We start from the raw sequence: 25699 nt of genomic DNA, 5'->3' as shown, positions 1-25699 counted from the left end.
ATAGATTGTAATAACAAATTTGAATCAGTCATTTGACTGATAAAAGCAAGATTAATCAATGTTTATGCACTTAACTTTCTCGGTGCTGCGTTAACATTTAAACATTAAAGGATCAGCATGCGCGGTTTAGCTACACTTATTATATTAGCGTCTGCATTGATAGTAACATCAGTTTACTCTCAAGACAGTACCCAGTTAAAGGGGCCAAAGGGCGCTGACTATGGTGCGCAAGGGCGATCTATTGGGCCAATAAAACCGACGGATACGCTTTGGCGTATAGCGGCTAAGGTACGCCCGGACAACTCGGTTAGCATTTATCAAGTTATGCAGGCTTTGTATAACAAAAATCCTAATTCATTTTTAGAGCAAAACCTTAACCACATGCAAAGTGGTGCCTATTTAAAAATTCCTACTCTAGCTGAAATTAGAAATGTTAATATACAACTCGCTAAACAACGTTCTGAACAAGATGATGCGTTATGGGAAAAGAAAAAAACGGTACGCTTACGCAAAGTGAAATTAATTCAGCTCAAACTCAAGTTACTCAAGCTCGTAAAGTTGATGTAGATGACGCAAAAAAAGAATTACAAAAAGAAATTAAAGAAATTAAAACAGATCAAACTAGTAAGTTAGTTGAGCTTCAACAACAATTCAAAAGTTCAGTTGATAACGTAGAAGAAATTTTAGTTGAAAATAATAATTTAAAAAAACAGCTTACGGGCATCTCCAAAGAGCTTGAAAATGTGCGTATGCAGCTCGGTCAAGACAGTGAAATACAGCAACAGTTAAAAGAACTAATAATTAAACAAAATGAAATGATAGAACAGCAAAAGGCTGAGAAAATAGAGCCAGAAGCTGAATTTGATCTGGGATCTTTTTTATCTAATCCTTTTGTTCTTGGATTATTGATGGTTATTCCTGGGTTATTGATTGTTTTTGCTGTTGTGATGTTCTTACGCAAGCGGGCTAGTAAAGATGATGTCCAAAGCGACGATGATTTTTTACCACAAACACCTACCTACGCAAACGATGACGATTTAGATACTCAAAATATTGAAGACCCTATCGTCCCGGAACCACTTGATGACTTAAGTATTCAGCTAGATGATAGTTTAGAAAATGATATCTTACCGGACGATGATACCCCATTACCGGATGATGATATTGCTTTTGATGACAGCCTAGAGGACTTTACTGAGTCTGATAGCCTACTTGATCAGGATGAATTAGAAAGTTTATTAAGCGATGATATTGTTTTTGACGATGAAAATATTGAAGACGATGAACTTGATATTTTCATGCAACAAGATTTCGATAAATCACCTGATGATAGCCCAGAAGGTGATATTGATTTAGATTCGCCACTAGAATCATCAAATAGTGATGATATTTTAAGTAATGATGATTTAGATAGTTTATTTAATGAAGATGATGGCTTATCGGAGTTTGACTCACCACAAACAAACGATATAGAAGAAGATAATAGCTTAGAATCGAATGATGAAATGGCCGCCCTTAGCGAAGAACTCGCTGAAGATGATGATTTTGATATTGATGACTTATTAGATCAAACAAATACTGAATCAGATTTAGATAATACAGAAGATAGTCTTTCAAGTGAAAAAGATGATTTTGATTTAGACGATATTGATAGCTTAATTGATCAAGCTACAGACGATAGCGTTGATGAAGTCTTAGTCGAAGAAAGTGATGATTTTGATTTAGATGATATTGATAGTTTAATTGATGACGCTGCGGATGACATTGCACCTGATGCGTTAGTCGAAGAAAAAGATGATTTTGATTTAGACGACATTGATAGCTTAATTGACCAAGCTACAGACGATAGCGTTGATGAAGCCTTAGTCGAAGAAAGTGACGACTTCGATTTAGACGATATTGATAGTTTAATTGATGACGCTGCGGATGAAAGTGCTGCTGATGCGTTAGTCGAAGAAAAAGATGATTTTGATTTAGACGATATTGATAGTTTAATTGATGACGCTGCGGATGAAAGTGCGCCTGATGCGTTAGTCGAAGAAAAAGATGATTTTGATTTAGACGATATTGATAGTTTAATTGATGACGCCGCGGATGACAGTGCTGCTGATGCGTTAGTCGAAGAAAATGATGATTTTGATTTAGATGATATTGATAGTTTAATTGATGACGCTGGGGATGACAGTGCAGCTGATGCGTTAGTCGAAGAAAAAGATGATTTTGATGGTATTGATAGTTTAATTGATGAATCCGCAGATGAAGAAGCTGAGACTGAAAAGCGTGACTCTGATATTAATGTGGCATTAGCCGATTCTGCCGATGATTTAGCCGAAGCGCAGGAAGAATTAAATGTTGCTGATGTAGAGTCTCTAGCATCTACATTAATTGAAGAGCCTGAACTTGTAGAAGAGCCTGAACTTGAAAAAGAGCCTGAACTTGCAGAAGAGCCTGAACTTGAACAAGAGCCTGAACTTGAACAAGAGCCTGAACTTGAACAAGAGCCTGAACTTGAACAAGAGCCTGAACTTGAACAAGAGCCTGAGCTTAAAGAAGAGCCTGAACTTGAACAAGAGCCTGAGCTTGAAGAAGAGCCTGCGCTTTTAGAAGAGCCTGAACTTGAAGAAGAGCCTGAACTTGTAGAAGAGCCTGAACTTGTAGAAGAGCCTGAACTTGTAGAAGAGCCTGAACTTGAAGAAGAGCCTGCGCTTATAGAAGAGCCTGAACTTGAAGAAGAGCCTGAACTTGCAGAAGAACCTGAACTTGCAGAAGAGCCTGCGCTTTTAGAAGAACCTGCGCTTTTAGAAGAGCCTGAACTTGTAGAAGAGCCTGAACTTGAAGAAGAGCCAGCGCTTTTAGAAGAGCCTGAACTTGAAGAAGAGCCAGCGCTTTTAGAAGAGCCTGAACTTGAAGAAGAGCCTGCGCTTATAGAAGAGCCTGAACTTGCGGCAGACCTAGATGATTTTTCAGATACTTCAGAGACCTTACTTGATCCAGAAGATGCACTAGAAGAATACAATGATGACGAACTAAAAAGTGTTGATGAACTCTTAAATGAGTTACAGCAAGTAGAAGATGATTATATTGAAACGCCAGAGTGGTCTTTAGAAGATTTAGATAATGATATTGAAGAAGTTGAAATTGATTTAGGTGATGATCCATTAGCAGATGATGCAAGCACAAATCGATTACCTGAACATTCAGATACCAATATGGTAGTGAGTGATGAAAATTCAGACGAATATACTGAATTAGATATAGACGAACCTTACTCAGGTGCTACTGATGAACAAGATGTTGAGTCTACGCAAGATATTGATTTAAAATCTGAGACTAAACAAGTTATAGCAAGTCAAACTGAACAAGATTTAGCGAGTGCACTTGCGCAAGGAAGCGATTTAGATAGCCTCGAGGATGATTTAGACGATGAGCTGTTACTCGATAATGACTTTACTGAACTTGATAAAGATCTAGCAATTGATGCTGAACTACAAAACAGTCAAATAGATGAAAATCTTAACGAATTCGATAACGATGAATTACCGATAAGCTTAGATGATGATATTACGGTTAATGAATCTGAAATTCCAGAGCTTGAAAAAACTCAACCTTTAGAACCTGACGACGAATTGTTACTTGATAATGATTTTACTGAGCTTGATACAGATCTAATCAATGATGATGAATTATCACTAAATTTAAATGACGAACCAAAACCCTCATTACCGAGTCAAACAGAGCAAAATTTAGCGAATGCACTTTCAACTGAAAATGATTTAAATAGCTTAGATGATGATTTTGACGATGAATTATTGCTTGATAATGACTTTACGGAGCTTGATACAGATAGCGATGAGTTATCGGTAAATTTAGATAATGATTCTGCTCAGCTTGATACAGATTTAGCAATTGATGCTGAACCTCAAAATAATTCAAACGTTGAAATAGATGAAGCTTTTAATGTAGAGGATAACGATGAGTTATCGGTAAATTCAGATGCTGGTATTTCGGTTAATGAGTCTGAAACTCCCGAGCTTGAAGAAACTCAACCTACAGAGCCGGACGACGAATTATTACTCGATAATGATTCTGCTCAGCTTGATACAGATTTAGCAATTGATGCTGAGCCACAAAATAATTCAAGCGCTGAAATAGATGAAACTCTTAATGTAGAGGATAACGATGAGTTATCGGTAAATTCAGATGCTGGTATTTCGGTTAATGAGTCTGAAACTCCCGAGCTTGAAGAAACTCAACCTACAGAGCCGGACGACGAATTATTACTCGATAATGATTCTGCTCAGCTTGATACAGATTTAGCAATTGATGCTGAGCCAGAAAATAATTCAAGCGCTGAAATAGATGCAGCTCTTAATGTAGAAGATAGCGATGAATTACCGATAAATTCAGATGCTGGTATTTCGGTTAATGAATCTGAAACTCCCGATCTTGAAGAAACTCAACCTACAGAGCCGGACGACGAATTATTACTCGATAATGATTCTGCTCAGCTTGATACAGATTTAGCAATTGATGCTGAGCCACAAAATAATTCAAGCGCTGAAATAGATGAAACTCTTAATGTAGAGGATGATGCTGATAGCGATGAATTATCGGTAAATTTAGATGACGAACCAACACATTCATTACCGAGTCAAACCGAACAAGACTTAATGAATGCGCTCTCAGCTGGAAACGATTTAAATAACTTGGATGATGATTTTGACGACGAGCTGTTACTTGATAATGATTTTACGGAACTTGATGCTGAATTAGAAAGCACCGCAGGCTCTGAAACTATGATTTCGGAAAACCCAGATGAAGCGCTTTCTAATGAGCTCGCTGGTGAGCAAACGAATGCCGATCGTGAAGCTGAAATAACCCGAACTGAGTTATTTAATAGCAGTGATATAGCATCAGATGATGAGCTTGATGATGAGTTTATGGCTGAGCTAACGGAAACTGATTTTGATTCATTACTTAACGAATTAGCTGAACCAGAAGAATTAAGTGTTGAAGATAGTAGTGAGTTTGACGTTGATTTTGACAGTTTGCTAAAAGAAGACTTAGGAGTTGATGAGGCGTTAGTTGTTGAAGAACCGCTTGTCCAAAGTAACAATGTTGAGCAACTTGATAATGATGAATTTGTAGATATTGATTCATTATTAGAAGAAAGTGACGACGCTGAACTTGAACACGAACCTTACAACGACGTTAATATGGATGTTGGCTTGAGTGAATTTGACGCGTTACTTGCCGGTGATAATCCGACGGATGTTGATGCTGAAAGTGGTGGCTACTCAGCTAAATTAGATTTAGCGCGTGCTTATATTGAAATTGATGATTTTGATTCTGCGCTTAAAGTCATTGAGGATGTTATTAACAAAGGTCCTGAAGAAGTTCAAGAAGAGGCGCTTAGTTTAAAAGCTAAACTAAAATAATTAAAATGTTTCTAAGAACCCGTATCTGGCTTAGCTAAATACGGGTTTTTTTATGTGTATTGGTTTGATTACGACAGGTCTCCTTTTATTGCATCGTTAGATAGCATAAAATGCCTCGTTCATTAGCACAGTAGGTAAAGCAGTAATTATGCGAGTAGCACTTGGAGTTGAATACAACGGCGCACGTTATAGTGGTTGGCAACGTCAATCTCATGTAAATAGCGTACAGCAAGAAGTAGAAAAGGCGCTGTCGCGCATTTGTAATCATCCAGTTGAAGTTATATGTGCGGGTCGTACAGATGCGGGTGTACACGGTACAGGCCAAGTAATACACTTTGACACTGAGGCCGATCGCGATATGGTTGCATTTACACTAGGTATGAATACTTTAATGCCTAAAGATATTGCTATTCGTTTTGCTCAACCCGTTGCAGATGATTTTCACGCTCGTTTTAGTGCTACAGCACGTCGTTATCGTTATATTATTTATAACTCGCCTTTACGAGGAGCTGTACTAAATGAAGGCGTTACGCATTTCCATCATCAACTAGATGAAACCAAAATGCAGGAAGCGTGTCAGTATTTAATTGGCAAACATGACTTTACTTCTTTTAGGGCCATTCATTGTCAAGCGAATACACCGACAAGAACAATTCATCATTTATCGGTACGTCGCCAAGGTACTTACGTTATTATTGATATTAAAGCGAATGCGTTTTTACATCACATGGTGCGTAATATCACAGGCAGTTTAATGGATGTTGGTTTACATAAACACCAACCTATATGGATAAAAGAGCTACTTGATTGTAAAGAACGCGCAAAGGCCAGTGCTACCGCTAAGGCTGCTGGTTTGTATTTAGTGGATGTTGACTACCCTGAGCAATTTGATATTCCTCAAACACCTTTAGGCCCTTTATTTTTGCCGGATATAGATGTTTAATTAAGGTTAGTATAAGTGCTTTTTATGAGCACTTTTAACTACTAAGACCAGTTTTTTATACCGCGTTAGTGTAATTCATGTTTTAATTGAAAAAATTTGTCTGCTAATTGCTATTAGCAGGCTCGCGACACAGTACAGTATTAAGAGAGTTGCAAATGAGTTGGCTAGAAAAAATCTTACCTAAAACGACAAAATCATCAGGTCGTAAAGAAATCCCAGAAGGTGTTTGGGCTAAGTGTACATCGTGTGATTCAATTTTATATAAAGCTGAATTAGAAAAGTCATTAAACGTATGTCCTAAGTGTGACCACCACATGCGTGTTAGTGGCCGTAAGCGCCTAGAGCACTTTTTAGATGAAGGTGATCGTCAAGAGCTTGGTACACAACATGAGCCTAAAGATATTCTTAAGTTTAAAGATTCTAAAAAGTACTCTGACCGTATCAGTGCAGCCCAAAAAGCAAGTGGTGAAAAAGATGCACTTGTGGCGATGAAAGGCCGATTAAAAGGTATTCCAGTGGCAGCGGTAGCATTTGAGTTCTCATTTATGGGTGGTTCAATGGCTTCGGTTGTTGGTGCTCGTTTTGTTGATGCTGTTGATCAATGTTTAGAGCACAATATGCCGCTTATCTGTTTTTCTGCATCAGGCGGAGCACGTATGCAAGAAGCGCTTATGTCGCTTATGCAAATGGCTAAAACAAGTGCTGCGCTTGCAAAAATGACTGAAAAAGGCCTTCCGTTTATTTCAGTAATGACTGACCCAACAATGGGTGGTGTATCTGCATCACTTGCTATGCTGGGCGATATTAACGTTGCAGAACCTAAAGCGTTAATTGGTTTTGCGGGTCCTCGTGTTATTGAGCAAACTGTTCGCGAAACATTACCTGAAGGTTTTCAGCGTAGTGAATTTTTGCTAGAACACGGTGCAATTGACATGATTATTGACCGCCGTGAAATGCGCGATACCCTTGCACGCATTTTAGCTAAATTTATGAACTTGCCTTCTACGGAACAAGAGCATAGAGTAGCGTAAATTTCAGCTTTACTGATTACACGCTATGACAAAAACAATTCCTAGCCAATCATCAAGCCTTGATGATTGGCTTTTTTATTTAGAAAGTGTTCACCCTGCTAACATTGCAATGGGCTTAGAACGAGTTGCTAATGTTGCCAACAATATTGGCCTTTTAAACACTCCAAGTAAAATTATTCTTATTGCGGGTACAAATGGTAAGGGCACCACTGCACGTTGCTTAGAGTCGCTATTACTAGCGCAAGGTTTTAGCGTGGGTACTTACGCATCTCCACATTTAATTCGTTATAACGAGCGTGTACGAGTTAATGGGGAAGAATTGGCAGACCAATTTCATATAGATGCTTTTCACCAGCTTGAGCAAGGCCGTAAAGACACTCCTCTGACTTATTTTGAATATGGTACTTTGGGGGCATTGGCAATTTTTAAACGCTGTAACGTCGATTATGTATTACTTGAGGTTGGTTTAGGTGGGCGCTTTGACGCTACAAATATAGTAACGCCGTATGCAAGTGTGATTACCACTATAGACTTAGACCATAAAGAGTATTTAGGTGATACCCGTGAGTTGGTGGCTTATGATAAAGCCGGTATTTTTCGTGAAAACACGCCCGCTATTATCGGGGATTTAAATATTCCTCACACAATGACTGATTATGGCAAGGAAATTAATGCCAATATGACGTTGTCGGGCAGTGACTTTATTTTCAAAGAAAATGCTGAGAGCTTTAATTGGCAATATAAACAGCATAATCTTGAAATAGATAAGCCAGCAATACCGTGTCAAAATGCAGCCACTGCGCTAACTGCGCTAAGTGTTTTAAACTTATTACCTAGTGTGCAGATAATAAGAGATTGCCTAGCTAATTTAGTTGTAGAAGGGCGGTTTCAGCAGTTAAGTACTGAGCCTTTAGTCTTTACAGATGTGGCACATAACCCTGAGTCGGCGCGTTATTTAGCCAATAAGTTATCAAGCTATAAAGATAAAGGCTTTAAAATTCATGCATTAGTCGCTATGCTTGCTGATAAAGACAAAGTCGGTGTACTTAAAGAAGTAAGCAACCTGGTCGATGAGTGGTCGTTAGCGAGCTTAAGTAGCCCGCGAGGCGACACTGCAAGTAATTTACAAAATGCACTGCAGGAATTGTCTCATCATAATACTATCAATAGCTATGATAGTGTGGCACAGGCACTAAGTGTAATTTTACCAAAACAACAACGTGATACTATGTTGATTGTATTTGGTTCTTTTTTACTGTGGCCGGCGCTATTAATTACTTTAAAAAATAGAGAGGATGTCGGTGAACTCAAGTTTTATTAATCGCTTAGTCGGAACAAGTATAGTGGTGATCGCAGCAATTGTGTTTATCCCCAATATACTCGATGGCGAAAAAGTGCATTATAAAGAAGGCTTTAAAGCGATTCCTGATCGCCCTGAGTTCAAAACAATCGATCTTCAAGAGTCAATTGATGAAAATGTTGCTAACGCAGAGCCACTAAAGCAAGATGAAATCGAAGATATTCAAGCTGACGATGAGGCTTTTGAGCAGCAAAATGCAATAGTGGAAAGTGATTATGCTGTAGAGGATAAAGTCGTTGAAGCAAGCATAGAGCCTAAAGCAAAACCAACGACTCCTGTTCAAGCTAAACCAAAACCGATTGCACCGCGTAAAAGTGATGAAAACCTAACGAGTATGGCTTATGTTATTCAATTAGGTAGTTTTTCACATGTTGCAAACGTAAAAGCATTACAAGCTAAACTAAAGGTTGAAGGGTTTAAAACGTTTACTAAACCGATTAAAACCCCAAATGGGACATTAACCAAAGTATTTGTTGGCCCTTCACTTGATAAAAGTGAATTACAAAAGCAGCTCCCCAGCTTAAAAAGCTTACTAAATTAAATGGTAAAGTTACGCAATACGAAGTAACAAAATAATTATAAAAAAGGCTTGTATAACAAGCCTTTTTTATTTATTAATATTTTTTTATGATTATCACTCGCCCGCAATACCCATTCTAAAATGTTAATTTTTTGTATTGACTACAACCCAGTATTCTCCCGTTTAAACTTGCATACTAACGATGTTTGGGTATAGAATGCGCCCCAAATTAGCGACTAATTGGTTCTTATGATCTGGGTTGATTACGCCATTATTGGCATCATTGCACTGTCTACCATCATCGGTTTAATACGCGGCTTTGTAAAAGAAGCAATGTCATTAGCGGTATGGGCTGGCGCCTTTATCATCTCTAGCTTGTTTTACCAATATTTAGCTTCCTTCCTAACAACCATTTCTGAACCCCTTTTAAGAAATGCTGCGGCCATAGCCATATTATTCTTTGCGACGCTACTGTTAGGCGGTTTACTAAACTATATTTTAGGTGAGCTTGTACATCGTACTGGTTTATCGGGTACCGACCGTGTTTTTGGCATAGTGTTTGGTGCTCTACGAGGCGTGTTGGTCGTGAGCGCGTTACTCTTCTTTCTTGATGCTTTTACTGGTGCACCCAATACGCACTGGTGGGGCAATTCTATTTTGATTCCAGAATTTGGCTTTGTTGTTGAATGGTTCTTTTCGTACCTAGAAAACAACTCGAGCTTTTTAAATTCAGTAAACCGTTAATCGGCGAGGATAAATTACATGTGTGGTATCGTTGGAATAGTCGGAACATCTCCTGTTAACCAGGCGATTTATGATGGCTTAACTGTTTTGCAGCACCGTGGTCAAGATGCCGCGGGTATCATTACCATTGAGAATAATACGTTTAGCTTACGCAAAGCAAATGGCTTAGTGAAAGATGCCTTTCACACTCGTCATATGAAACGACTACAAGGTACAATTGGTCTTGGCCATGTGCGTTATCCTACCGCAGGATCTTCAAGTTCATCTGAAGCACAGCCTTTTTATGTTAACTCACCGTTTGGTATAGCGCTTGCCCATAATGGTAACCTTACTAATGCAGAAACTTTAAAAGAGCAGTTATTCTCAGAAGCACGTCGTCATGTTAATACAACATCAGACTCTGAAATTTTACTTAATGTTATGGCACATGAATTAAGCAAATCTGATAAGTTGCATTTAGACCCTGAAGATATTTTTACTGCGGTAACCGAAGTAAATAATAAAGTAAGCGGTGGTTATGCAACAATTGCTATGATCATCGGTCACGGTATTGTTGCTTTTCGCGACCCCAATGGTATTCGCCCACTTGTATTTGGTAAACGCGAAACCGAAAAGGGTACGGAATACATGTTTGCCTCAGAGAGCGTTGCGTTAAAGCCTGATGGCTTTGAGTTTATTCGTGATGTTGCGCCTGGCGAAGCTATATATGTTACAGAAGAAGGTGAATTTCATTCGCTTAGTTGTGCTGATAAGGCATCTTACTCGCCATGTATTTTTGAATTCGTTTATTTTGCACGTCCTGATTCAACAATAGACCGTATGTCTGTGTATGCAACACGCGTAAACATGGGGACTAAACTAGGCGAAAAAATTGCACGTGAATGGGCTGACAAAGATATTGATGTCGTTATCCCAATCCCAGAAACGTCATGTGATGTAGCACTGGAAATCGCACGTGTGCTTGATTTACCATACCGCCAAGGCTTTGTTAAAAACCGTTATATTGGTCGTACGTTTATCATGCCTGGTCAAGAGATGCGTAAAAAGTCAGTACGTCAAAAGCTAAATGCAATTGATCGTGAGTTTAAAGGTAAAAACGTATTATTGGTTGATGACTCAATTGTGCGTGGTACAACATCAGCACAAATTGTTGAAATGGCCCGAGAGTCTGGCGCTAAAAACGTTTACTTTGCATCAGCAGCGCCTGAAATACGCTTCCCTAATGTGTACGGTATTGATATGCCTTCAGCAGCTGAGCTTATTGCTCACGGACGTGAAGTAGAAGATATTAATGCAAGTATTGGTTCTGACGGTTTAATCTTTCAATCGTTAAAAGATTTAATTGCTGCGGTTAGCCAAGAAAACCCTGAAATTACTAAGTTTGAAACGTCAGTATTTGATGGCCAATATATTACAGGCGATATTGATCAAAACTATTTAAATCGTATTGATAAGCTACGTAACGATTCTGCAAAAAGCACCCGCGAAAGTGCGATGTCTTCAGGTTTAGAAATACACAACCAAGACGAAAACGAAGCTGATTAATAGTTAGTTAATAAAAAGTCGTTACACATAAAAAAAGGAGCTAATTAGCTCCTTTTTTGCGAAGGAAAGAAAGGGAACATTTCTATCAAACACGACTCTCTATTAGGTAAACTTTATTAAGTAAACATTGGGCTAACAATCCCATTTGTCCAAAGCATAGCTGTTACAGCTAAAATAATAACCAGTAATATTAATCCACACGTTACTACCGAGCTGGCGTAAATAAAGCCACGCTCTTCTGGGATATGCATAAGTATTGGTACGCCGGTGTAGAGTAAATAAACCGAGTAAGCCAGTGCAATAATTCCAACACACACTACAAACCAAAGTACAGGCCAAAAAGCGGCGAGTGCCGACATAAACACTGGAGTTGCAGTATATGCTGCAAGTTCAAGTGTTTGTGTAAATGTAGGCTTAGAGCCAAATGTAACCGCCATCCAATGGGCTAAATACGCCAATGCGAATACGCCCGCTATTAAAGCAAAATACATCGCGCCTGCAATTAGCAGTGCACTATCGTGTGTTAAAAATACCGCATCACCTGCGCCTATACTCCATCCTAAATAAACAGACGAGTAGTAGCCCATTATTGAGGGGAACAGAGCAATTAATAAAATATGTGACAAGCTGTAGGTTAAACTTTCGTGGCGGTTATCGATTGTTTGCCACTCTTCTAGGGGATGAGCATAGATTCCCCAAAGATGGTTTAGTATCATAGTATTTACTCCATAAAGGAACGTATCATTGTTTTGGTTGGTTTATTTTTATACAGTCTATGTACAGTTATGGTTCACTTATTTTGCAAAGTCAAGTTAACTCGCTATTAACACTTTTACGCAAGTTAGGGCTTTGATTTATCCCAAGCAAAATTTCGTGTTAAAATAATGGTCTATCAAATTTATTTAGTAATGAGCAGTCAACGTGCCACACAGCCAACTTTTAGAGCCGATTAATAACTTTTTATTGTGTACCACCCCAGAGCAATGGGTGGAGCAAGCAATTAAAAAAGAAAACCTATCAGTCATTTTAATAGATCACTTAATTTGTGAATTAAAAGCGGCTCAAAGTGCGATGTTTTTAATACGTAAATATGCTGTTGATAAAGAGGGAAGTGATGCCTTACTTGAATGGCTAAAGCCATTTGAAGCACTTATTTATAAGCGTGAAGGTAACTGGCGCGATCTGGCGGCTAAAAATAAACTCACTAAATCAATAATACCTAAATCTAGCTCACAATACGGGCAAGGCCTAATCGATAAAATGGTTTTATTAATAAAAGAAGAGCTGCATCACTTTTATCAAGTGCTCGAAATTATGGACGAGTACGGTGTAGAGTATCAAAGCATTACACCGTGTCGTTATGCAAAAGGTATGCTTCGTCATGTTAAAACATTCGAGCCTGATGCATTAGTCGATAAGCTAATAGTAGGCGCTTATATTGAGGCACGTTCGTGTGAGCGTTTTGCAAAGCTTGCGCCACATGTTGATAAACGTTTGGGTGATTTTTATATTTCGTTATTACGCTCAGAAGCGCGTCATTACCAAGATTATTTAACTTTAGCGCAAGAAATAGCTGATTTTGATATTACCGAACGCGTGAACTTTTTTGGTGAAAAAGAAAAAGAACTAATTTCTACAACTGACACTGACTTTAAGTTTCATAGTGGCGTACCTACAGTGTCAAACTAGTTAATTTTCTTTTAAAAAATTAATGTATTCAGTAATTTTTTCATTGCTGAAATTATGTTTTTTCATAATATCAGCAATACTTCCGTTTTCTACTATTGCATCAATCCCCCTATTAAACTTTTGTAAATATTCTTTAGCTCTATAGTTTGATTGAGAAATAACTAAATATAACTTGTGAGTAGCAAGATCGGGTAACAAGTACTCAATTTTATTCTTATCTAAATTAACTTCTGTACTGTACTCAAGCCAATACTTGCCAACCTCTTTAGTGCCTGCGACCAGATCAATACGCCCTTGTTGCAGTAAGTATAAGCTAGTAGGGAGGCTTTTAGTGGACGTGATTGCCAATTCGGTGTTTCTAGTGAATTCTTGGCTTATAAAAGCGCTATCTTCTTTACCAATACTATAAGGTACTAATGATTGAGTGGTGCCATCAAAATTAATTGTACTTTCTTTTCGTTTAAAAATTCCAGTGTGGGCACGTGCAAGTGGACGAGAATAATAAAAAACCTCATTCCGCTTTGCAGAATAAAAAGCGCCTAAAATAGCTGTTTTTCTCTTTTTCTAATAATTTTAAAGCGCGATCCCATGTGGTAAATTCTATTTTACTATTAATACCTTGTGTTATAAGGGCCGCGCGGGTTATCTCATAGAGCCAGCCGTTTTTAGGTAAGTCATTACTAAAGTATGGGGGAAAGTTCTCAGTAACAATTTGCCATGTTTGCTCGCATAATGCCTTTGTTGGAATAACAGTCACTAGGATGAAAATTATCAGCTTTATCATTTAGCCCCTCACTTTTATTAAACTTTACTGAACAAGAGTAGTCAGAATTCGAAATTATGCGAAAGGCGTGTTGATTAACTCTTGTGATTTAGGGGTGACCACTAAATAAGAACCTTGGGTATACCAGTCACCTAGCACTGTGCGAGTAAGTGTTTGTTCATTAATTTTATATGTATGAACATTAGGGCGGTGAGTATGACCATGAATCATATTAGTAACGTTATGTTTGGCAAAGGTTGCAAGTACAGCGTCATCGACAACGTCTAAAATTTCGATAGGTTTATCAGCTTGACTTAACTTACTTTTTTCGCGGGCGTTGCGCGCTATTTTTTTACGATACCAAAGCGGCATTGCAAGCATTAGTTTTGGCCACCACCAACCACGGCTCTTTTTTCTAAAGTTTTGATACTCAGTATCTTGAGTGCACATTTCGTCGCCATGTAAAATGACTGTTGGCGTACCATATAAATCAATGACCGTTTGTTCAGCAAGTAATGTCATACCGGCCATGTCTGCATATTGCTTGCGCATAATGAAGTCACGATTGCCATGAATGAAATACACCGGAGTGCCACTATCACTGACTGCTTTAAGGTGCTTTGCTACATCGGCACTCAGTGCAGTAATGTAGTCATCCCCGACCCAAACTTCAAAAAAATCACCTAAAATATAAAGTGCATCTACATTTTTATTTAGTATATGTGTATTTAAAAAGTCAAAAAATGCAGCGCTAATGTCGGGGCGGTTTTCGCTTAGATGTAAATCTGCAATAAAGTAAGTTTGGTGAGTCATAGATCAATCTTTTCGATATAAATAAAGCGGGCGTATACACATTGCGTAAATGCCCGCTGGTACTCCACATTACGTGGGTAAACGTACTATTAGCTAACAGTAACGCTTTCGATGATCACATCTTCAAGAGGTACGTCTTGGTGAAAACCAGTACTACCTGTTGCAACTGCTTTAATCTTATTGACTACGTCCATGCCCTCTACAACTTCAGCAAAAACACAATAACCCCAACCTTGCGATGTTTCGCTGCTGTGGTTTAAAAAGTCGTTGTTGTTCACGTTAATGAAAAACTGTGCTGTAGCTGAATGAGGATCAGGTGTACGTGCCATAGCTAAAGTGCCTATTTTATTAGACAGGCCGTTATTAGCTTCATTCTGAATTGGATCGTTTACTTCTTTTTGTTCCATACCTGGAACAAAACCACCGCCTTGAACCATAAAACCATCGATTACACGATGAAAGATAGTGCCGTTGAAAAAATCAGCATTTGCATACTCTAAAAAGTTTTTAACTGTGTTTGGAGCTTCTTGCTCAAACATTTTAATGGTGATGTCACCAAAATTAGTGTGTAGAACAACCATGTGTTTTCCTATATCCGGTTTAAATATTGGCGCTATTTTATCGTAGTTGGCTAAGATTAACAAAGTAGATGTTTGGTTTGTTATAAAGCGCTAGAGCAGGGGCTTTCAAGTGGTAACATAACTGTTCAAGTAAATAGTCAAGGACTCAAAGTAAATGGTAAATATATACAACACACTCACGCGACAAAAAGAGCAATTTAAACCGATGGTCGAAGGAAAAATCGACATGTATGTGTGTGGTATCACCATTTATGATTACTGCCATATTGGACACGCGCGTACTTTTGTTGGTTTTGACGTTATTGTGCGCTACTTACGTCATATTGGTTACGATTTAAAATATGTTCGTAACATTACAGATATCGACGATAAAATAATTAAACGTGCGAACGAAAATGGTGAGTCAATAAACGACTTAACTGTTCGCATGACTAAAGCGATGCATGAAGATTTTGATAGCCTAAATATGCTACGCCCAGATATTGAACCAACAGTTACAAGCCATATGGATGAAATTATCGTTATGGTTAAGCGCTTGATTGAAAAAGGCCATGCCTATGTCGCAGCTGATGGCGATGTATTGTTTGATGTATCAACGTTTGAGCAATATGGCGCGCTTTCTCAGCAAGATTTAACAATGTTGCAATCAGGTTCTCGCGTTGAAGTGGCGCAAGATAAAGACGATCCACTTGATTTTGTGTTATGGAAAAAAGCAAAAGCAGGTGAACCATCATGGTCATCACCGTGGGGAGAAGGGCGTCCTGGTTGGCATATTGAATGTTCGGCAATGAGCTCAAAGCATTTAGGTGAGCATTTTGATATTCACGGTGGGGGGTCTGATTTACAGTTTCCACATCATGAAAACGAAATTGCCCAGTCGTGCTGTGCAAACAACGGCAAGTATGTAAATACATGGATACATACTGGCATGGTACAAGTAAATAAAGAAAAAATGTCTAAGTCGTTAGATAATTTCTTTACAGTGCGTGAAGTTTTAAAAGCATACGATGCTGAATCTGTTCGTTACTTTTTAATTTCAGGTCATTACCGTAGCCAATTAAATTACTCGCAAGAAAATTTAGACCAAGCGCGTTCATCACTTGAACGTATTTATACAGCGCTTCGTGATGTCGAACCGGTAGAGTGCGATTTAGAAGGTAATGAGTTTGTTGCTAAATTTAGAAAAGCGATGGATGACGACTTTAATACACCAGAAGCATTACCTGTGTTGTTCGAACTTGCTAAAGAGTTAAACCGCGTAAAAGAAAGTGACGTAGTTCAAGCTGGGCAACTTGCGTTTATATTACGCAGTATTGGTAACGTTTTGGGTGTTGCTCAACAAGCACCGGAAGCCTTTTTACAAGGCGGGCAAGATGATGACGAAGTGGCGACAATTGAAGCATTAATTGTAAAACGTAATGAAGCGCGTACTAGTAAAGATTGGGCTGCTGCTGATGAAGCTCGTGATGCACTTAATGCGTTAGGTGTAATACTTGAAGATTCAGCCGGTAAAACAACGTGGCGTAAAGCGTAAGCGTTTAAAGTAATTCACGTTCAACTAAAAAAGGGTTGCCAAATGGCAACCCTTTTTTGATTTTTTAACAGCTTAGCTGTGATATTTCTCACACGCTTCAAGTGTGTTTTCAATTAAGCTTGCGACCGTCATCGGGCCAACGCCACCTGGTACAGGTGTAATAAAATGCGCTTTTTGTTCAGCCACACTGTATTGAACATCACCGACTAATTTACCCGTATCTAAACGGTTAATGCCTACATCGATGACTATAGCGCCTTCTTTTATCCAATCTCCAGGTATAAATTCAGGTTTACCGACAGCCACAACTAATAAGTCAGCGCGGCGAACATGCGTTTCTAAGTCTTGAGTAAACTTATGGCATACTGTAGTTGTACAACCGGCTAATAAAAGCTCTAACGACATTGGACGACCCACAATATTTGATGCGCCAACGACAACTGCATGCATACCTTTATAACGTACGCCCGTAGAATCAAGTAATGTAATAATACCTTTTGGCGTACATGGGCGAAGAGCAGGCATACGTTGTGCTAATCGGCCAATGTTATATGGATGAAATCCATCAACATCTTTATGCGGGGTAATACGTTCTAAAATCTTTTCAGCATCAAGACCTTTGGGCAGTGGTAACTGCACTAAAATTCCATCAACTTCGGCATCATTATTTAGCTCGTCAATTAAATCTAAAAGAGTTTGCTCTTGTGTGTCCGCAGGTAAATCAAATGATTTAGAAATAAAACCTACTTCTTCACAGGCTTTACGTTTTGAACCAACGTAAACTTGGCTTGCTGGATCAAGTCCTACAAGTACTACTGCAAGTCCTGGTGCACGTAAACCATTTGCTACACGCTCACTTACGCGTTCTGCTACAGCGCTACGTACTTGTTTTGCGATTGCCTTACCATCAATGATGTTTGCCGTCATGGGTGACCTTTAATTGGGGTTAATTAACTAGATACCGATACTCTAAAAACGAATGCATAATAAAATAGGGGTAAAAATGCTAATAAAGAAAATACAGTCTTTATTTAACTCGTTTTATAATGTGCCTACTATTTTCGCAGAAAAGCATTGCAGCGCCAAGTTGCTTTTAAGTTATATAGTACTTGAGTGGTTAAATAGTTTAAAATTCAGTCTTCTATTATAATATTTAACCATTGTGGACTAAAAATGAACACTTGATTGATTTAATAAAAAAAACGTTTGACCTAACCCCGTCAAATCACTATTATGCACCCCGTTGTCAACGAGGTCACTCGCAAACAATAGTAAGTATCGGCGATTAGCGCAGTTTGGTAGCGCACTTGGTTTGGGTCCAAGGGGTCGCAGGTTCAAATCCTGCATCGCCGACCATTTTTTTATAATTTATTATAATCGAATAGCTTATTGGTAAACTACGAAGTTTTCGATGCGCCCATAGCTCAGCTGGATAGAGCAACGCCCTTCTAAGGCGTGGGTCGAAGGTTCGAATCCTTCTGGGTGCACCATTTGAAAACATGTAAATATAGCGGTGATTGTAGCTCAGTTGGTAGAGCCCCGGATTGTGATTCCGGTTGTCGTGGGTTCGAGCCCCATCAGTCACCCCATTTACAACGAATATCGGCGATTAGCGCAGTTTGGTAGCGCACTTGGTTTGGGTCCAAGGGGTCGCAGGTTCAAATCCTGCATCGCCGACCATTTCTTAAAATGGTCTTAAGCTCTCAGTTTAAGTGTTCAGTATGAAAAAGAAGTTAATTCTTCAATGTCGGCGATTAGCGCAGTTTGGTAGCGCACTTGGTTTGGGTCCAAGGGGTCGCAGGTTCAAATCCTGCATCGCCGACCATTTCTTATCTAGTAAGATTAGTAAATAAAATCCTCTAATATTATAAATCAATACACGTTAACCTATAATTATATTAAATAATTTGTATTTCATTTCATCTAACGCTTAGTTAGTCTGTTTTTTATTCAGTTAGCTTCTATAGTCCCATATCTAGTCCAAATAATTGCGCCCTATACTCGACTATCATAAATATTAGGTTATAATGCCGCGTCTATTGTTTAACATAGTGCCCGAAGGGCAAAGCAGCAATGGTATCTCATGGTAGCGACGGATGCTTTTAAGTGTGAAAAACCGCTTAAACTTTATCAAGACTCATGCAGATCACTTTGTTTGTAAGGAAGGCGAACAATCGCCAAAATTGAATATTGAGGTAAATCATGCAAGTTTCTGTTGAGACGACCCAAGGCCTTGAGCGCCGTATAATTATCACCGTTCCTTCAGAGAACGTTGAGACCGAAGTAAAAAAACGCCTACAACAACTGTCAAAAACACAGCGTATAGATGGTTTCCGTGCTGGTAAAGTTCCAGTATCTGTAATTAATAAGCGTTTTGGCCCTGCAGTTCGTCAAGAAGTTGCTGGCGAAGTAATGCAACGTAATTTTTACGAAGCAATCGTTTCTGAAAAAATCAATCCAGCTGGCGCGCCTACATTCGCTCCTAAATCACTTGAAGCAGGTAAAGATTTAGAGTTTTCAGCAACGTTTGAAGTTTACCCTGAAGTTGAAGTTCAAGGTTTAGATAAGATTACTGTTGAGAAACCAGCGGTAACAGTAACTGACGAAGATTTAGCTAACATGCTAGAAACACTTCGTAAGCAACATGCAGCGTGGGCTGATGTTGATGCAGCCGCTGGCGAAAACGACCGTGTAACAGTTGATTTCGTAGGTACTATCGACGGTGAAGTATTTGAAGGCGGCAAAGCTGAAGACTTCCCATTAGAACTTGGTCAAGGTCGTATGATCCCAGGTTTTGAAGATAACATCGTAGGTAAAAAAGCAGGCGAAGAAGTAGTTGCTGATGTAACGTTCCCTGATGACTACCACGCTGAAAACTTAAAAGGTAAAGCGGCTCAATTCACTATCACAGTGAAAAAAGTTGAAGCGCAAGAATTACCAGAATTAAGCGAAGAGTTTGCAACTAAATTCGGTGTTACCGAAGGCGGCGTAGACGCGCTTAAAGAAGAAGTTAAAAAGAACATGACACGTGAGCTAGACCAAGCGGTTAAAGCAAGTGTTAAAGACCAAGCAATCAAAGGTCTTTTAGCTAACAACGAAATTGAAGTGCCTAAAGCGCTTGTTGATCAAGAAGTTGATGCACTACGTCAGCAAGCGGCTCAACGTTTTGGTGGTGATGCTAAAAATATGCCTGAGCTTCCAGCTGAATTGTTCCATGAGCAAGCTGTAACACGTGTTAAAACTGGCCTTTTATTAGGTGAAGTGATCAAAGCTAACGAGATTAAAGTTGATGATGCTAAAGTTGAAGCATTAATCGCAACAGTTGCTTCTGCATACGAAGATCCAACTGAAGTAGTAGAATACTACAAAGCAAATGATCAACTTATGCAGCAAATGCGTAATGTAGCAATGGAAGAGCAAGCTGTTGAAGCTATTTTAGCTAAAGCAGTTGTAACTGACGTTGAAAAAGCATTTGATGACATCATGAATCCACAGCAAGGTGCTTAATAAGTCATTGACTTAAGCTCTCGCTAACGATTAAATGGCTCGTGCTACTCTGTTTATACAGCGTGCCCGGGCCATTTTAGTTTTTGGCCTTTAATTTGCGAAAAACGATAATTATGCTTTTCTTATAGTAAGGATAAGTATAAGCGCATAAGGAATTAAATAAGTATGAATACTGGTATTACAGATCCCCTAAATGCATTGGTCCCTATGGTTGTTGAACAAACACCTAAAGGCGAGCGCTCGTATGATATTTATTCGAGATTATTAAAAGAGCGTATTATCTTTTTAACAGGTCAAGTTGAAGACAACATGGCAAATCTGATTTTAGCGCAAATGCTATTTTTAGAATCAGAAAACCCTGATAAAGATATCTTTTTATACATCAACTCACCAGGTGGCTCAGTAACTGCAGGTATGGCTATATATGACACTATGAACTTCATCAAACCTGATGTAAGTACAATATGTGTAGGTCAGGCTGCAAGCATGGGTGCTTTTTTACTTACTGCTGGTGCTAAAGGTAAGCGTTTTTGCCTACCTAACTCACGCGTGATGATTCACCAACCATTAGGTGGTTTCCAAGGTCAAGCATCTGACTTTGAAATTCATGCGAAAGAAATTCTGTCTATCAAAGACAAACTAAATCGCTTAATGGCTGAGCATACAGGCCAACCGTTAGATGTGATTTCCAAAGATACTGATCGTGATAACTTTATGAGTGCTTCGCAGGCTGTAGATTACGGCTTGGTTGATTCAGTGTTTACAAATCGCGATAAAAAGTAAGCGCTTGGTGAGCAGGTTATCTGCTTACCACTTAGAGTTACTATGCGAAAACCAATAAATTTTGGTATAGTTAAAGCGTATTGAAATAGCCACCAACAGTTTTGGTGGCCAACGTAATAAAATGAGGTAGCTGAATGTCTGACACTCCTACAGACGGCGACAAAAGTAATAAATTGTTATACTGCTCTTTTTGCGGCAAAAGCCAGCATGAAGTACGTAAATTAATTGCAGGCCCATCAGTATACGTTTGTGATGAATGTGTAGAGTTGTGTAACGATATTATCAGGGAAGAAATTAAAGACATTGCTCCTAAGCATGACACGTCTGATAAACTACCTGTACCAAAAGAAATTCGTAAACACTTAGACGATTATGTTATTGGTCAAGATCATGCTAAAAAAGTATTGTCTGTTGCGGTTTATAACCACTATAAACGACTGCGCAATCAATCGACTAAGCAAGATATTGAATTAAGTAAAAGTAATATTTTGCTTATCGGTCCAACTGGTAGTGGTAAAACATTACTTGCAGAAACGTTAGCGCGTCTACTTGATGTGCCGTTTACTATGGCCGATGCCACTACATTAACCGAAGCGGGTTATGTAGGTGAAGATGTTGAAAACATCATTCAAAAGCTTTTACAAAAGTGCGATTACGATGTTGAAAAAGCACAACGTGGTATTGTATACATCGATGAAATTGACAAGATTTCTCGTAAATCAGATAACCCATCAATTACGCGTGACGTATCGGGTGAGGGCGTTCAACAGGCGCTACTTAAACTGATCGAAGGTACAATTGCTTCAGTTCCACCGCAAGGTGGTCGTAAACATCCACAGCAAGAGTTTTTACAAGTAGATACATCTAAAATCTTATTTATTTGTGGTGGTGCGTTTTCAGGTTTAGATAAAGTAATTGAACAACGTAGTCATAAAAATACCGGTATCGGTTTTGGCGTTAGCGTAAAAGAATCTGCGGCGAGTCGTTCTTTAAGTGAAACATTTAAAGACGTAGAACCAGAAGATTTAGTTAAATACGGCTTAATCCCTGAATTTATAGGCCGTTTGCCAGTAGTTGCAACGTTAACTGAGCTTGATGAAGCAGCACTTGTACAAATCTTGAGTGAGCCTAAAAACGCGATTACTAAACAGTTTTCAGTGTTGTTTGGCATGGAAGACGTTGAACTTGAGTTCCGCGATGATGCCTTAGCTGCAATTGCCCACAAAGCAATGGAGCGTAAAACAGGTGCGCGTGGTCTTCGTTCAATCGTTGAAGGTGTATTGCTTGATACAATGTACGAGCTTCCTTCAATGGATGATGTAAGTAAAGTGGTTATTGATGAAACCGTTATTAAAGGTGAATCTGACCCAATCTTGATTTATGAAAATAATAAACAAGATAAAGCTGCATCAGAATAGTTTTTAAGCTATTTGAATGAAAAAAGGAGCCTTAGGCTCCTTTTTTTATAATTAATTTAATCGAGTATGGGAAAATTGTTGAACTTTAATTAGGTTATCCCCATATACTTGAGTAATCTTTAAAATAAATGAAGTGCGATGAGAAATTATAATGACGCTTGAGAGAACCGACCGAGTCGAAATCCCAGTGCTAGCACTGCGCGATGTTGTGGTGTATCCACACATGGTGATCCCGCTTTTTGTAGGCCGTGAAAAATCAATAAAATGCCTTGAAGCGGCAATGGACAAAGATAAACAAATTTTCTTAGTTGCACAAAAAGATGCAACTGTAGATGAGCCAGAACAAGATGATATTTATCGTATTGGTACTATTGCTACTGTACTTCAGTTATTAAAGTTACCAGACGGCACCGTTAAAGTTTTAGTAGAAGGGACGCAACGTGCACAAATTGAAGACTTCGTTGATAGCGAAGACTTTTTTGTTGCTAATGCTCAATTTATTGAATCTGACTTAATTGATGAGCAAGAGCAAGATGTATTTATTCGCAGCGCAATTAGCCAATTTGAAGGCTATGTAAAGCTAAATAAAAAAATCCCACCAGAAGTACTAACGTCAGTTTCAGGTATTGATGATCCTGCGCGGCTAGCCGATACAATGGCTGCTCATATGCCATTAAAGGTACCTGAAAAGCAAAAAGTGCTAGAAATTTCAAGCGTTACAGAGCGTCTTGAATATTTAATGGCGCTTATGGAAGGCGAGATAGACTTACTGCAAGTTGAGAAAAAGATTCGTACTCGCGTTAAAAAGCAGATGGAAAAATCTCAGCGTGAGTATTATCTAAATGAGCAAATGAAAGCCATCCAAAAAGAGCTGGGTGAGCTTGATGATGTACCGGATGAATTTGAAGCACTTAAAAAGCGCATTGAAGAGTCTGGTATGCCAGCAGAAGCACAAGATAAAGCGACCACAGAGCTTAATAAACTTAAAATGATGTCGCCAATGTCAGCAGAAGCGACCGTAGTGCGTTCATACATAGATACATTAATTAATGTGCCGTGGAAAAAGCGCTCTAAAGTTAAAAAAGACTTAGCAGGCGCGCAAAAAATTCTTGATAGTGATCACCATGGCCTTGATAAAGTTAAAGAACGCATTCTGGAGTACCTTGCGGTGCAACAGCGAACTAATAAACTAAAAGGTCCAATCTTATGTTTAGTTGGCCCTCCGGGTGTGGGTAAAACATCACTTGGGCAATCTATCGCACGCTCTACAGGTCGTAAATATATCCGTATGGCGCTAGGCGGTGTGCGTGATGAAGCTGAAATTCGTGGCCATCGCCGTACTTATATTGGTTCAATGCCAGGTAAGTTAATTCAAAACATGACTAAAGTGGGTGTTAAAAATCCATTATTCTTGCTAGATGAAATCGATAAAATGTCATCAGACATGCGTGGCGACCCAGCATCAGCGCTATTAGAAGTGCTTGATCCTGAACAAAACAGCCATTTTGCCGATCATTACCTTGAAGTAGATTACGATTTATCTGACGTTATGTTTGTAGCGACATCAAACAGCTTTAACATTCCTGGTCCATTACTGGACCGTATGGAAGTTATTCGTTTATCGGGTTACACCGAAGATGAAAAACTAAACATCGCAAAAGAGCACTTAATTACTAAACAAGTGAAACGTAATGGCCTGAAAGAGCATGAGATTGAGATTGCTGATAGTGCAATTATTGGCATTATTCGCTACTACACACGTGAAGCGGGTGTACGTAATCTTGAGCGTGAAATTTCAAAACTATGTCGTAAAGCGGTTAAAAATATCTTAATTGAAAAAGACACTAAAACCGTGACTATCAATCAAGATAATCTAGAAGACTTTTTAGGTGTACAGCGTTTCGATTACGGTAAAGCGGAAGATGGCGATCGTATTGGCCAAGTAACTGGTCTTGCGTGGACTGAAGTAGGCGGTGACTTACTTACTATTGAATGCGCAGCGGTACCAGGTAAAGGTAAGCTTACTTATACAGGTTCACTGGGCGATGTAATGCAAGAGTCGATTCAGGCGGCCATGACGGTCGTGCGTAATCGTGCAGATACATTTCGTATTAATAGCGACTTTTACGAAAAACGTGATATTCACGTGCATGTGCCTGAAGGTGCAACACCTAAAGATGGTCCGAGCGCAGGTGCTGCTATGGTGACTGGTTTAGTGTCTAGTTTAACGGGTAACCCTGTACGTGCGGATGTTGCAATGACCGGCGAAATTACACTACGTGGTGAAGTATTACCAATTGGTGGTTTAAAAGAAAAATTACTCGCGGCGCATCGTGGTGGGATTAAAACAGTCATCATTCCAAAAATTAATGAACGTGATTTAAAAGAGATCCCAGACAATGTGCTGGCGGGCTTAGATATTCACCCAGTTACATGGATTGACGAAGTTTTAAAACTGGCTTTAGTGCATCCGGTTGAGAGTTTTTCAGTCGAAACACCAAAAAAACAGTAAAAAACCGAAAAAAGTGCTTTTTAGGGCTTTTCAAATCTAAACGATATGATAAGTTAAGCACTGGTTTTCAAGCCTAGCCCTTACGGGGCCTAGGCTTAAGAAAAATATAATCATGTGAGCATAATTAGTTTGCTCTAAAATTTTCAAAAAAGTGATGTTAGTTTAAAAAACCATCGCTCTTGATAATAACAATGAAAGAGGATGATATTGTGAATAAATCTCAATTGATCGATCAAATCGCAGCTGATGCTGACATTTCTAAAGCGGCTGCAGGTCGTGCTCTAGATTCATTCATCGAATCTGTATCTGGTGCGCTAAAAGATGGTGACTCAGTTGCACTTGTTGGCTTTGGTACTTTCTCAGTACGTGAGCGTGCTGCACGTGCAGGTCGTAACCCGCAAACTGGTGAAGCTATTCAAATTGCTGCTGCAAATATTCCTGCTTTTAAAGCCGGTAAAGCGCTTAAAGACGCAGTAAACTAATCACTGTTTTCATACAGTTTAGTTATGGCGAATGTA

19 protein-coding genes, 5 tRNA genes and 2 pseudogenes are annotated in these 25699 nt (G+C 39.0%); 20 read left to right on the top strand and 6 right to left on the bottom strand.

Translation table 11 applies throughout. The features are described 5' to 3' along the window. The first annotated feature begins 117 nt into the window (after positions 1-117). The 8 genes and pseudogenes from P4S71_RS21825 (at position 118) to purF (ending at position 11581) form a co-directional block, all read left to right on the top strand. Positions 118-567, top strand: coding sequence for a FimV/HubP family polar landmark protein (locus P4S71_RS21825; protein WP_337151500.1), 450 nt, complete (start codon positions 118-120; stop codon positions 565-567). Further along, positions 480-5438, top strand: coding sequence for a FimV/HubP family polar landmark protein (locus P4S71_RS21820; protein WP_337151499.1), 4959 nt, complete (start codon positions 480-482; stop codon positions 5436-5438). Before P4S71_RS21825 ends, P4S71_RS21820 begins: the two co-directional genes overlap by 88 nt. A gap of 148 nt (positions 5439-5586) precedes the next feature. After that, positions 5587-6381 carry a tRNA pseudouridine(38-40) synthase TruA gene (gene truA, locus P4S71_RS21815; protein ID WP_007376857.1) on the top strand — a complete coding sequence of 265 codons (795 nt, stop codon included), beginning with the start codon at positions 5587-5589 and terminating at the stop codon, positions 6379-6381. A gap of 155 nt (positions 6382-6536) precedes the next feature. After that, positions 6537-7412 (top strand): acetyl-CoA carboxylase, carboxyltransferase subunit beta, encoded by an 876-nt coding sequence (gene accD, locus P4S71_RS21810; protein ID WP_007376856.1) that lies wholly within the window; start codon positions 6537-6539, stop codon positions 7410-7412. A 25-nt stretch (positions 7413-7437) separates the two neighbouring features. After that, a pseudogene (folC, locus tag P4S71_RS21805) lies at positions 7438-8702 on the top strand (bifunctional tetrahydrofolate synthase/dihydrofolate synthase). Between the two features lie 11 nt (positions 8703-8713). Then, positions 8714-9348: pseudogene (locus P4S71_RS21800) on the top strand (SPOR domain-containing protein). Between the two features lie 193 nt (positions 9349-9541). Then, a complete protein-coding gene (locus P4S71_RS21795) occupies positions 9542-10036 on the top strand; it encodes a CvpA family protein (protein WP_007376853.1) in 495 nt (164 codons plus the stop codon). An 18-nt stretch (positions 10037-10054) separates the two neighbouring features. Then, positions 10055-11581: an amidophosphoribosyltransferase gene (gene purF / locus P4S71_RS21790; RefSeq protein ID WP_007376852.1), complete on the top strand. Its 1527-nt coding sequence runs from the start codon at positions 10055-10057 to the stop codon at positions 11579-11581. A gap of 116 nt (positions 11582-11697) precedes the next feature. Here purF and P4S71_RS21785 read toward each other — a convergent pair whose 3' ends face one another. Then, complete coding sequence (locus tag P4S71_RS21785; RefSeq protein ID WP_007376851.1) at positions 11698-12297, bottom strand: Yip1 family protein; 600 nt, start codon at positions 12295-12297, stop codon at positions 11698-11700. Between the two features lie 205 nt (positions 12298-12502). Here P4S71_RS21785 and miaE point away from each other — a divergent pair, with 205 nt between their 5' ends. Continuing rightward, a complete protein-coding gene (miaE, locus tag P4S71_RS21780) occupies positions 12503-13270 on the top strand; it encodes a tRNA isopentenyl-2-thiomethyl-A-37 hydroxylase MiaE (protein ID WP_007376850.1) in 768 nt (255 codons plus the stop codon). Here miaE and P4S71_RS23240 read toward each other — a convergent pair whose 3' ends face one another. The 4 genes from P4S71_RS23240 to P4S71_RS21760 form a co-directional block, all read right to left on the bottom strand. Continuing rightward, positions 13271-13618, bottom strand: coding sequence for a hypothetical protein (locus P4S71_RS23240; protein WP_442961704.1), 348 nt, complete (start codon positions 13616-13618; stop codon positions 13271-13273). 163 nt (positions 13619-13781) lie between these two features. After that, on the bottom strand, positions 13782-14054 hold the full coding sequence (locus tag P4S71_RS21770) for a hypothetical protein (RefSeq protein WP_337151498.1): 273 nt from the start codon (positions 14052-14054) through the stop codon (positions 13782-13784). A 54-nt stretch (positions 14055-14108) separates the two neighbouring features. Next, a complete protein-coding gene (locus P4S71_RS21765) occupies positions 14109-14846 on the bottom strand; it encodes a UDP-2,3-diacylglucosamine diphosphatase (RefSeq protein WP_096792693.1) in 738 nt (245 codons plus the stop codon). An 89-nt stretch (positions 14847-14935) separates the two neighbouring features. Then, positions 14936-15427 carry a peptidylprolyl isomerase gene (locus tag P4S71_RS21760; protein WP_007376847.1) on the bottom strand — a complete coding sequence of 164 codons (492 nt, stop codon included), beginning with the start codon at positions 15425-15427 and terminating at the stop codon, positions 14936-14938. 154 nt (positions 15428-15581) lie between these two features. Between P4S71_RS21760 and cysS the strand changes: the two genes are divergently transcribed. Further along, positions 15582-16961 (top strand): cysteine--tRNA ligase, encoded by a 1380-nt coding sequence (cysS, locus tag P4S71_RS21755; RefSeq protein ID WP_096792695.1) that lies wholly within the window; start codon positions 15582-15584, stop codon positions 16959-16961. A gap of 72 nt (positions 16962-17033) precedes the next feature. Here cysS and folD read toward each other — a convergent pair whose 3' ends face one another. Further along, the gene (gene folD, locus P4S71_RS21750; protein WP_002958348.1) at positions 17034-17888 is read right to left on the bottom strand and encodes a bifunctional methylenetetrahydrofolate dehydrogenase/methenyltetrahydrofolate cyclohydrolase FolD; all 855 of its coding nucleotides are present in this window, start codon (positions 17886-17888) and stop codon (positions 17034-17036) included. A gap of 352 nt (positions 17889-18240) precedes the next feature. Here folD and P4S71_RS21745 point away from each other — a divergent pair. The 10 genes from P4S71_RS21745 (at position 18241) to P4S71_RS21700 (ending at position 25663) form a co-directional block, all read left to right on the top strand. Next, positions 18241-18317, top strand: a tRNA-Pro gene (locus tag P4S71_RS21745). Between the two features lie 57 nt (positions 18318-18374). Beyond that, positions 18375-18451, top strand: a tRNA-Arg gene (locus P4S71_RS21740). 23 nt (positions 18452-18474) lie between these two features. After that, positions 18475-18550: transfer RNA gene (locus tag P4S71_RS21735), tRNA-His, on the top strand. A 14-nt stretch (positions 18551-18564) separates the two neighbouring features. Continuing rightward, a tRNA-Pro gene (locus P4S71_RS21730) sits at positions 18565-18641 on the top strand. Positions 18642-18709: 68 nt separating this feature from the next. After that, a tRNA-Pro gene (locus tag P4S71_RS21725) sits at positions 18710-18786 on the top strand. A 377-nt stretch (positions 18787-19163) separates the two neighbouring features. After that, positions 19164-20468, top strand: a complete 1305-nt coding sequence (gene tig / locus P4S71_RS21720) for a trigger factor (RefSeq protein WP_337151497.1) — start codon at positions 19164-19166, stop codon at positions 20466-20468. A 165-nt stretch (positions 20469-20633) separates the two neighbouring features. Next, positions 20634-21251 carry an ATP-dependent Clp endopeptidase proteolytic subunit ClpP gene (gene clpP, locus P4S71_RS21715; protein ID WP_007376844.1) on the top strand — a complete coding sequence of 206 codons (618 nt, stop codon included), beginning with the start codon at positions 20634-20636 and terminating at the stop codon, positions 21249-21251. Positions 21252-21385: 134 nt separating this feature from the next. Next, positions 21386-22669, top strand: a complete 1284-nt coding sequence (clpX, locus tag P4S71_RS21710) for an ATP-dependent protease ATP-binding subunit ClpX (protein ID WP_007376843.1) — start codon at positions 21386-21388, stop codon at positions 22667-22669. A gap of 151 nt (positions 22670-22820) precedes the next feature. Further along, the gene (lon, locus tag P4S71_RS21705; RefSeq protein ID WP_033039693.1) at positions 22821-25181 is read left to right on the top strand and encodes an endopeptidase La; all 2361 of its coding nucleotides are present in this window, start codon (positions 22821-22823) and stop codon (positions 25179-25181) included. A 191-nt stretch (positions 25182-25372) separates the two neighbouring features. Further along, a complete protein-coding gene (locus tag P4S71_RS21700; RefSeq protein WP_157847577.1) occupies positions 25373-25663 on the top strand; it encodes an HU family DNA-binding protein in 291 nt (96 codons plus the stop codon). The last annotated feature ends 36 nt before the right edge of the window (positions 25664-25699 follow it).

Origin of the sequence: Pseudoalteromonas sp. B62 (assembly GCF_037162565.1) — a bacterium.
In the GTDB taxonomy this organism is placed as follows: Bacteria; Pseudomonadota; Gammaproteobacteria; order Enterobacterales; family Alteromonadaceae; genus Pseudoalteromonas; species Pseudoalteromonas fuliginea.
This window is presented reverse-complemented; position numbering and strand designations above follow the sequence as displayed.

Bases quoted from the DNA above. Each gene is read 5' to 3' on its own strand.
- P4S71_RS21825 (WP_337151500.1), top strand. From the start codon at position 118: ATGCGCGGTTTAGCTACACTTATTATATTAGCGTCTGCATTGATAGTA.
- P4S71_RS21820 (WP_337151499.1), top strand. From the start codon at position 480: ATGGGAAAAGAAAAAAACGGTACGCTTACGCAAAGTGAAATTAATTCA.
- truA (WP_007376857.1), top strand. From the start codon at position 5,587: ATGCGAGTAGCACTTGGAGTTGAATACAACGGCGCACGTTATAGTGGT.
- accD (WP_007376856.1), top strand. From the start codon at position 6,537: ATGAGTTGGCTAGAAAAAATCTTACCTAAAACGACAAAATCATCAGGT.
- P4S71_RS21795 (WP_007376853.1), top strand. From the start codon at position 9,542: ATGATCTGGGTTGATTACGCCATTATTGGCATCATTGCACTGTCTACC.
- purF (WP_007376852.1), top strand. From the start codon at position 10,055: ATGTGTGGTATCGTTGGAATAGTCGGAACATCTCCTGTTAACCAGGCG.
- P4S71_RS21785 (WP_007376851.1), bottom strand. From the start codon at position 12,297: ATGATACTAAACCATCTTTGGGGAATCTATGCTCATCCCCTAGAAGAG.
- P4S71_RS21770 (WP_337151498.1), bottom strand. From the start codon at position 14,054: ATGATAAAGCTGATAATTTTCATCCTAGTGACTGTTATTCCAACAAAG.
- P4S71_RS21765 (WP_096792693.1), bottom strand. From the start codon at position 14,846: ATGACTCACCAAACTTACTTTATTGCAGATTTACATCTAAGCGAAAAC.
- P4S71_RS21760 (WP_007376847.1), bottom strand. From the start codon at position 15,427: ATGGTTGTTCTACACACTAATTTTGGTGACATCACCATTAAAATGTTT.
- cysS (WP_096792695.1), top strand. From the start codon at position 15,582: ATGGTAAATATATACAACACACTCACGCGACAAAAAGAGCAATTTAAA.
- folD (WP_002958348.1), bottom strand. From the start codon at position 17,888: ATGACGGCAAACATCATTGATGGTAAGGCAATCGCAAAACAAGTACGT.
- tig (WP_337151497.1), top strand. From the start codon at position 19,164: ATGCAAGTTTCTGTTGAGACGACCCAAGGCCTTGAGCGCCGTATAATT.
- clpP (WP_007376844.1), top strand. From the start codon at position 20,634: ATGAATACTGGTATTACAGATCCCCTAAATGCATTGGTCCCTATGGTT.
- clpX (WP_007376843.1), top strand. From the start codon at position 21,386: ATGTCTGACACTCCTACAGACGGCGACAAAAGTAATAAATTGTTATAC.
- lon (WP_033039693.1), top strand. From the start codon at position 22,821: ATGACGCTTGAGAGAACCGACCGAGTCGAAATCCCAGTGCTAGCACTG.
- P4S71_RS21700 (WP_157847577.1), top strand. From the start codon at position 25,373: ATGAAAGAGGATGATATTGTGAATAAATCTCAATTGATCGATCAAATC.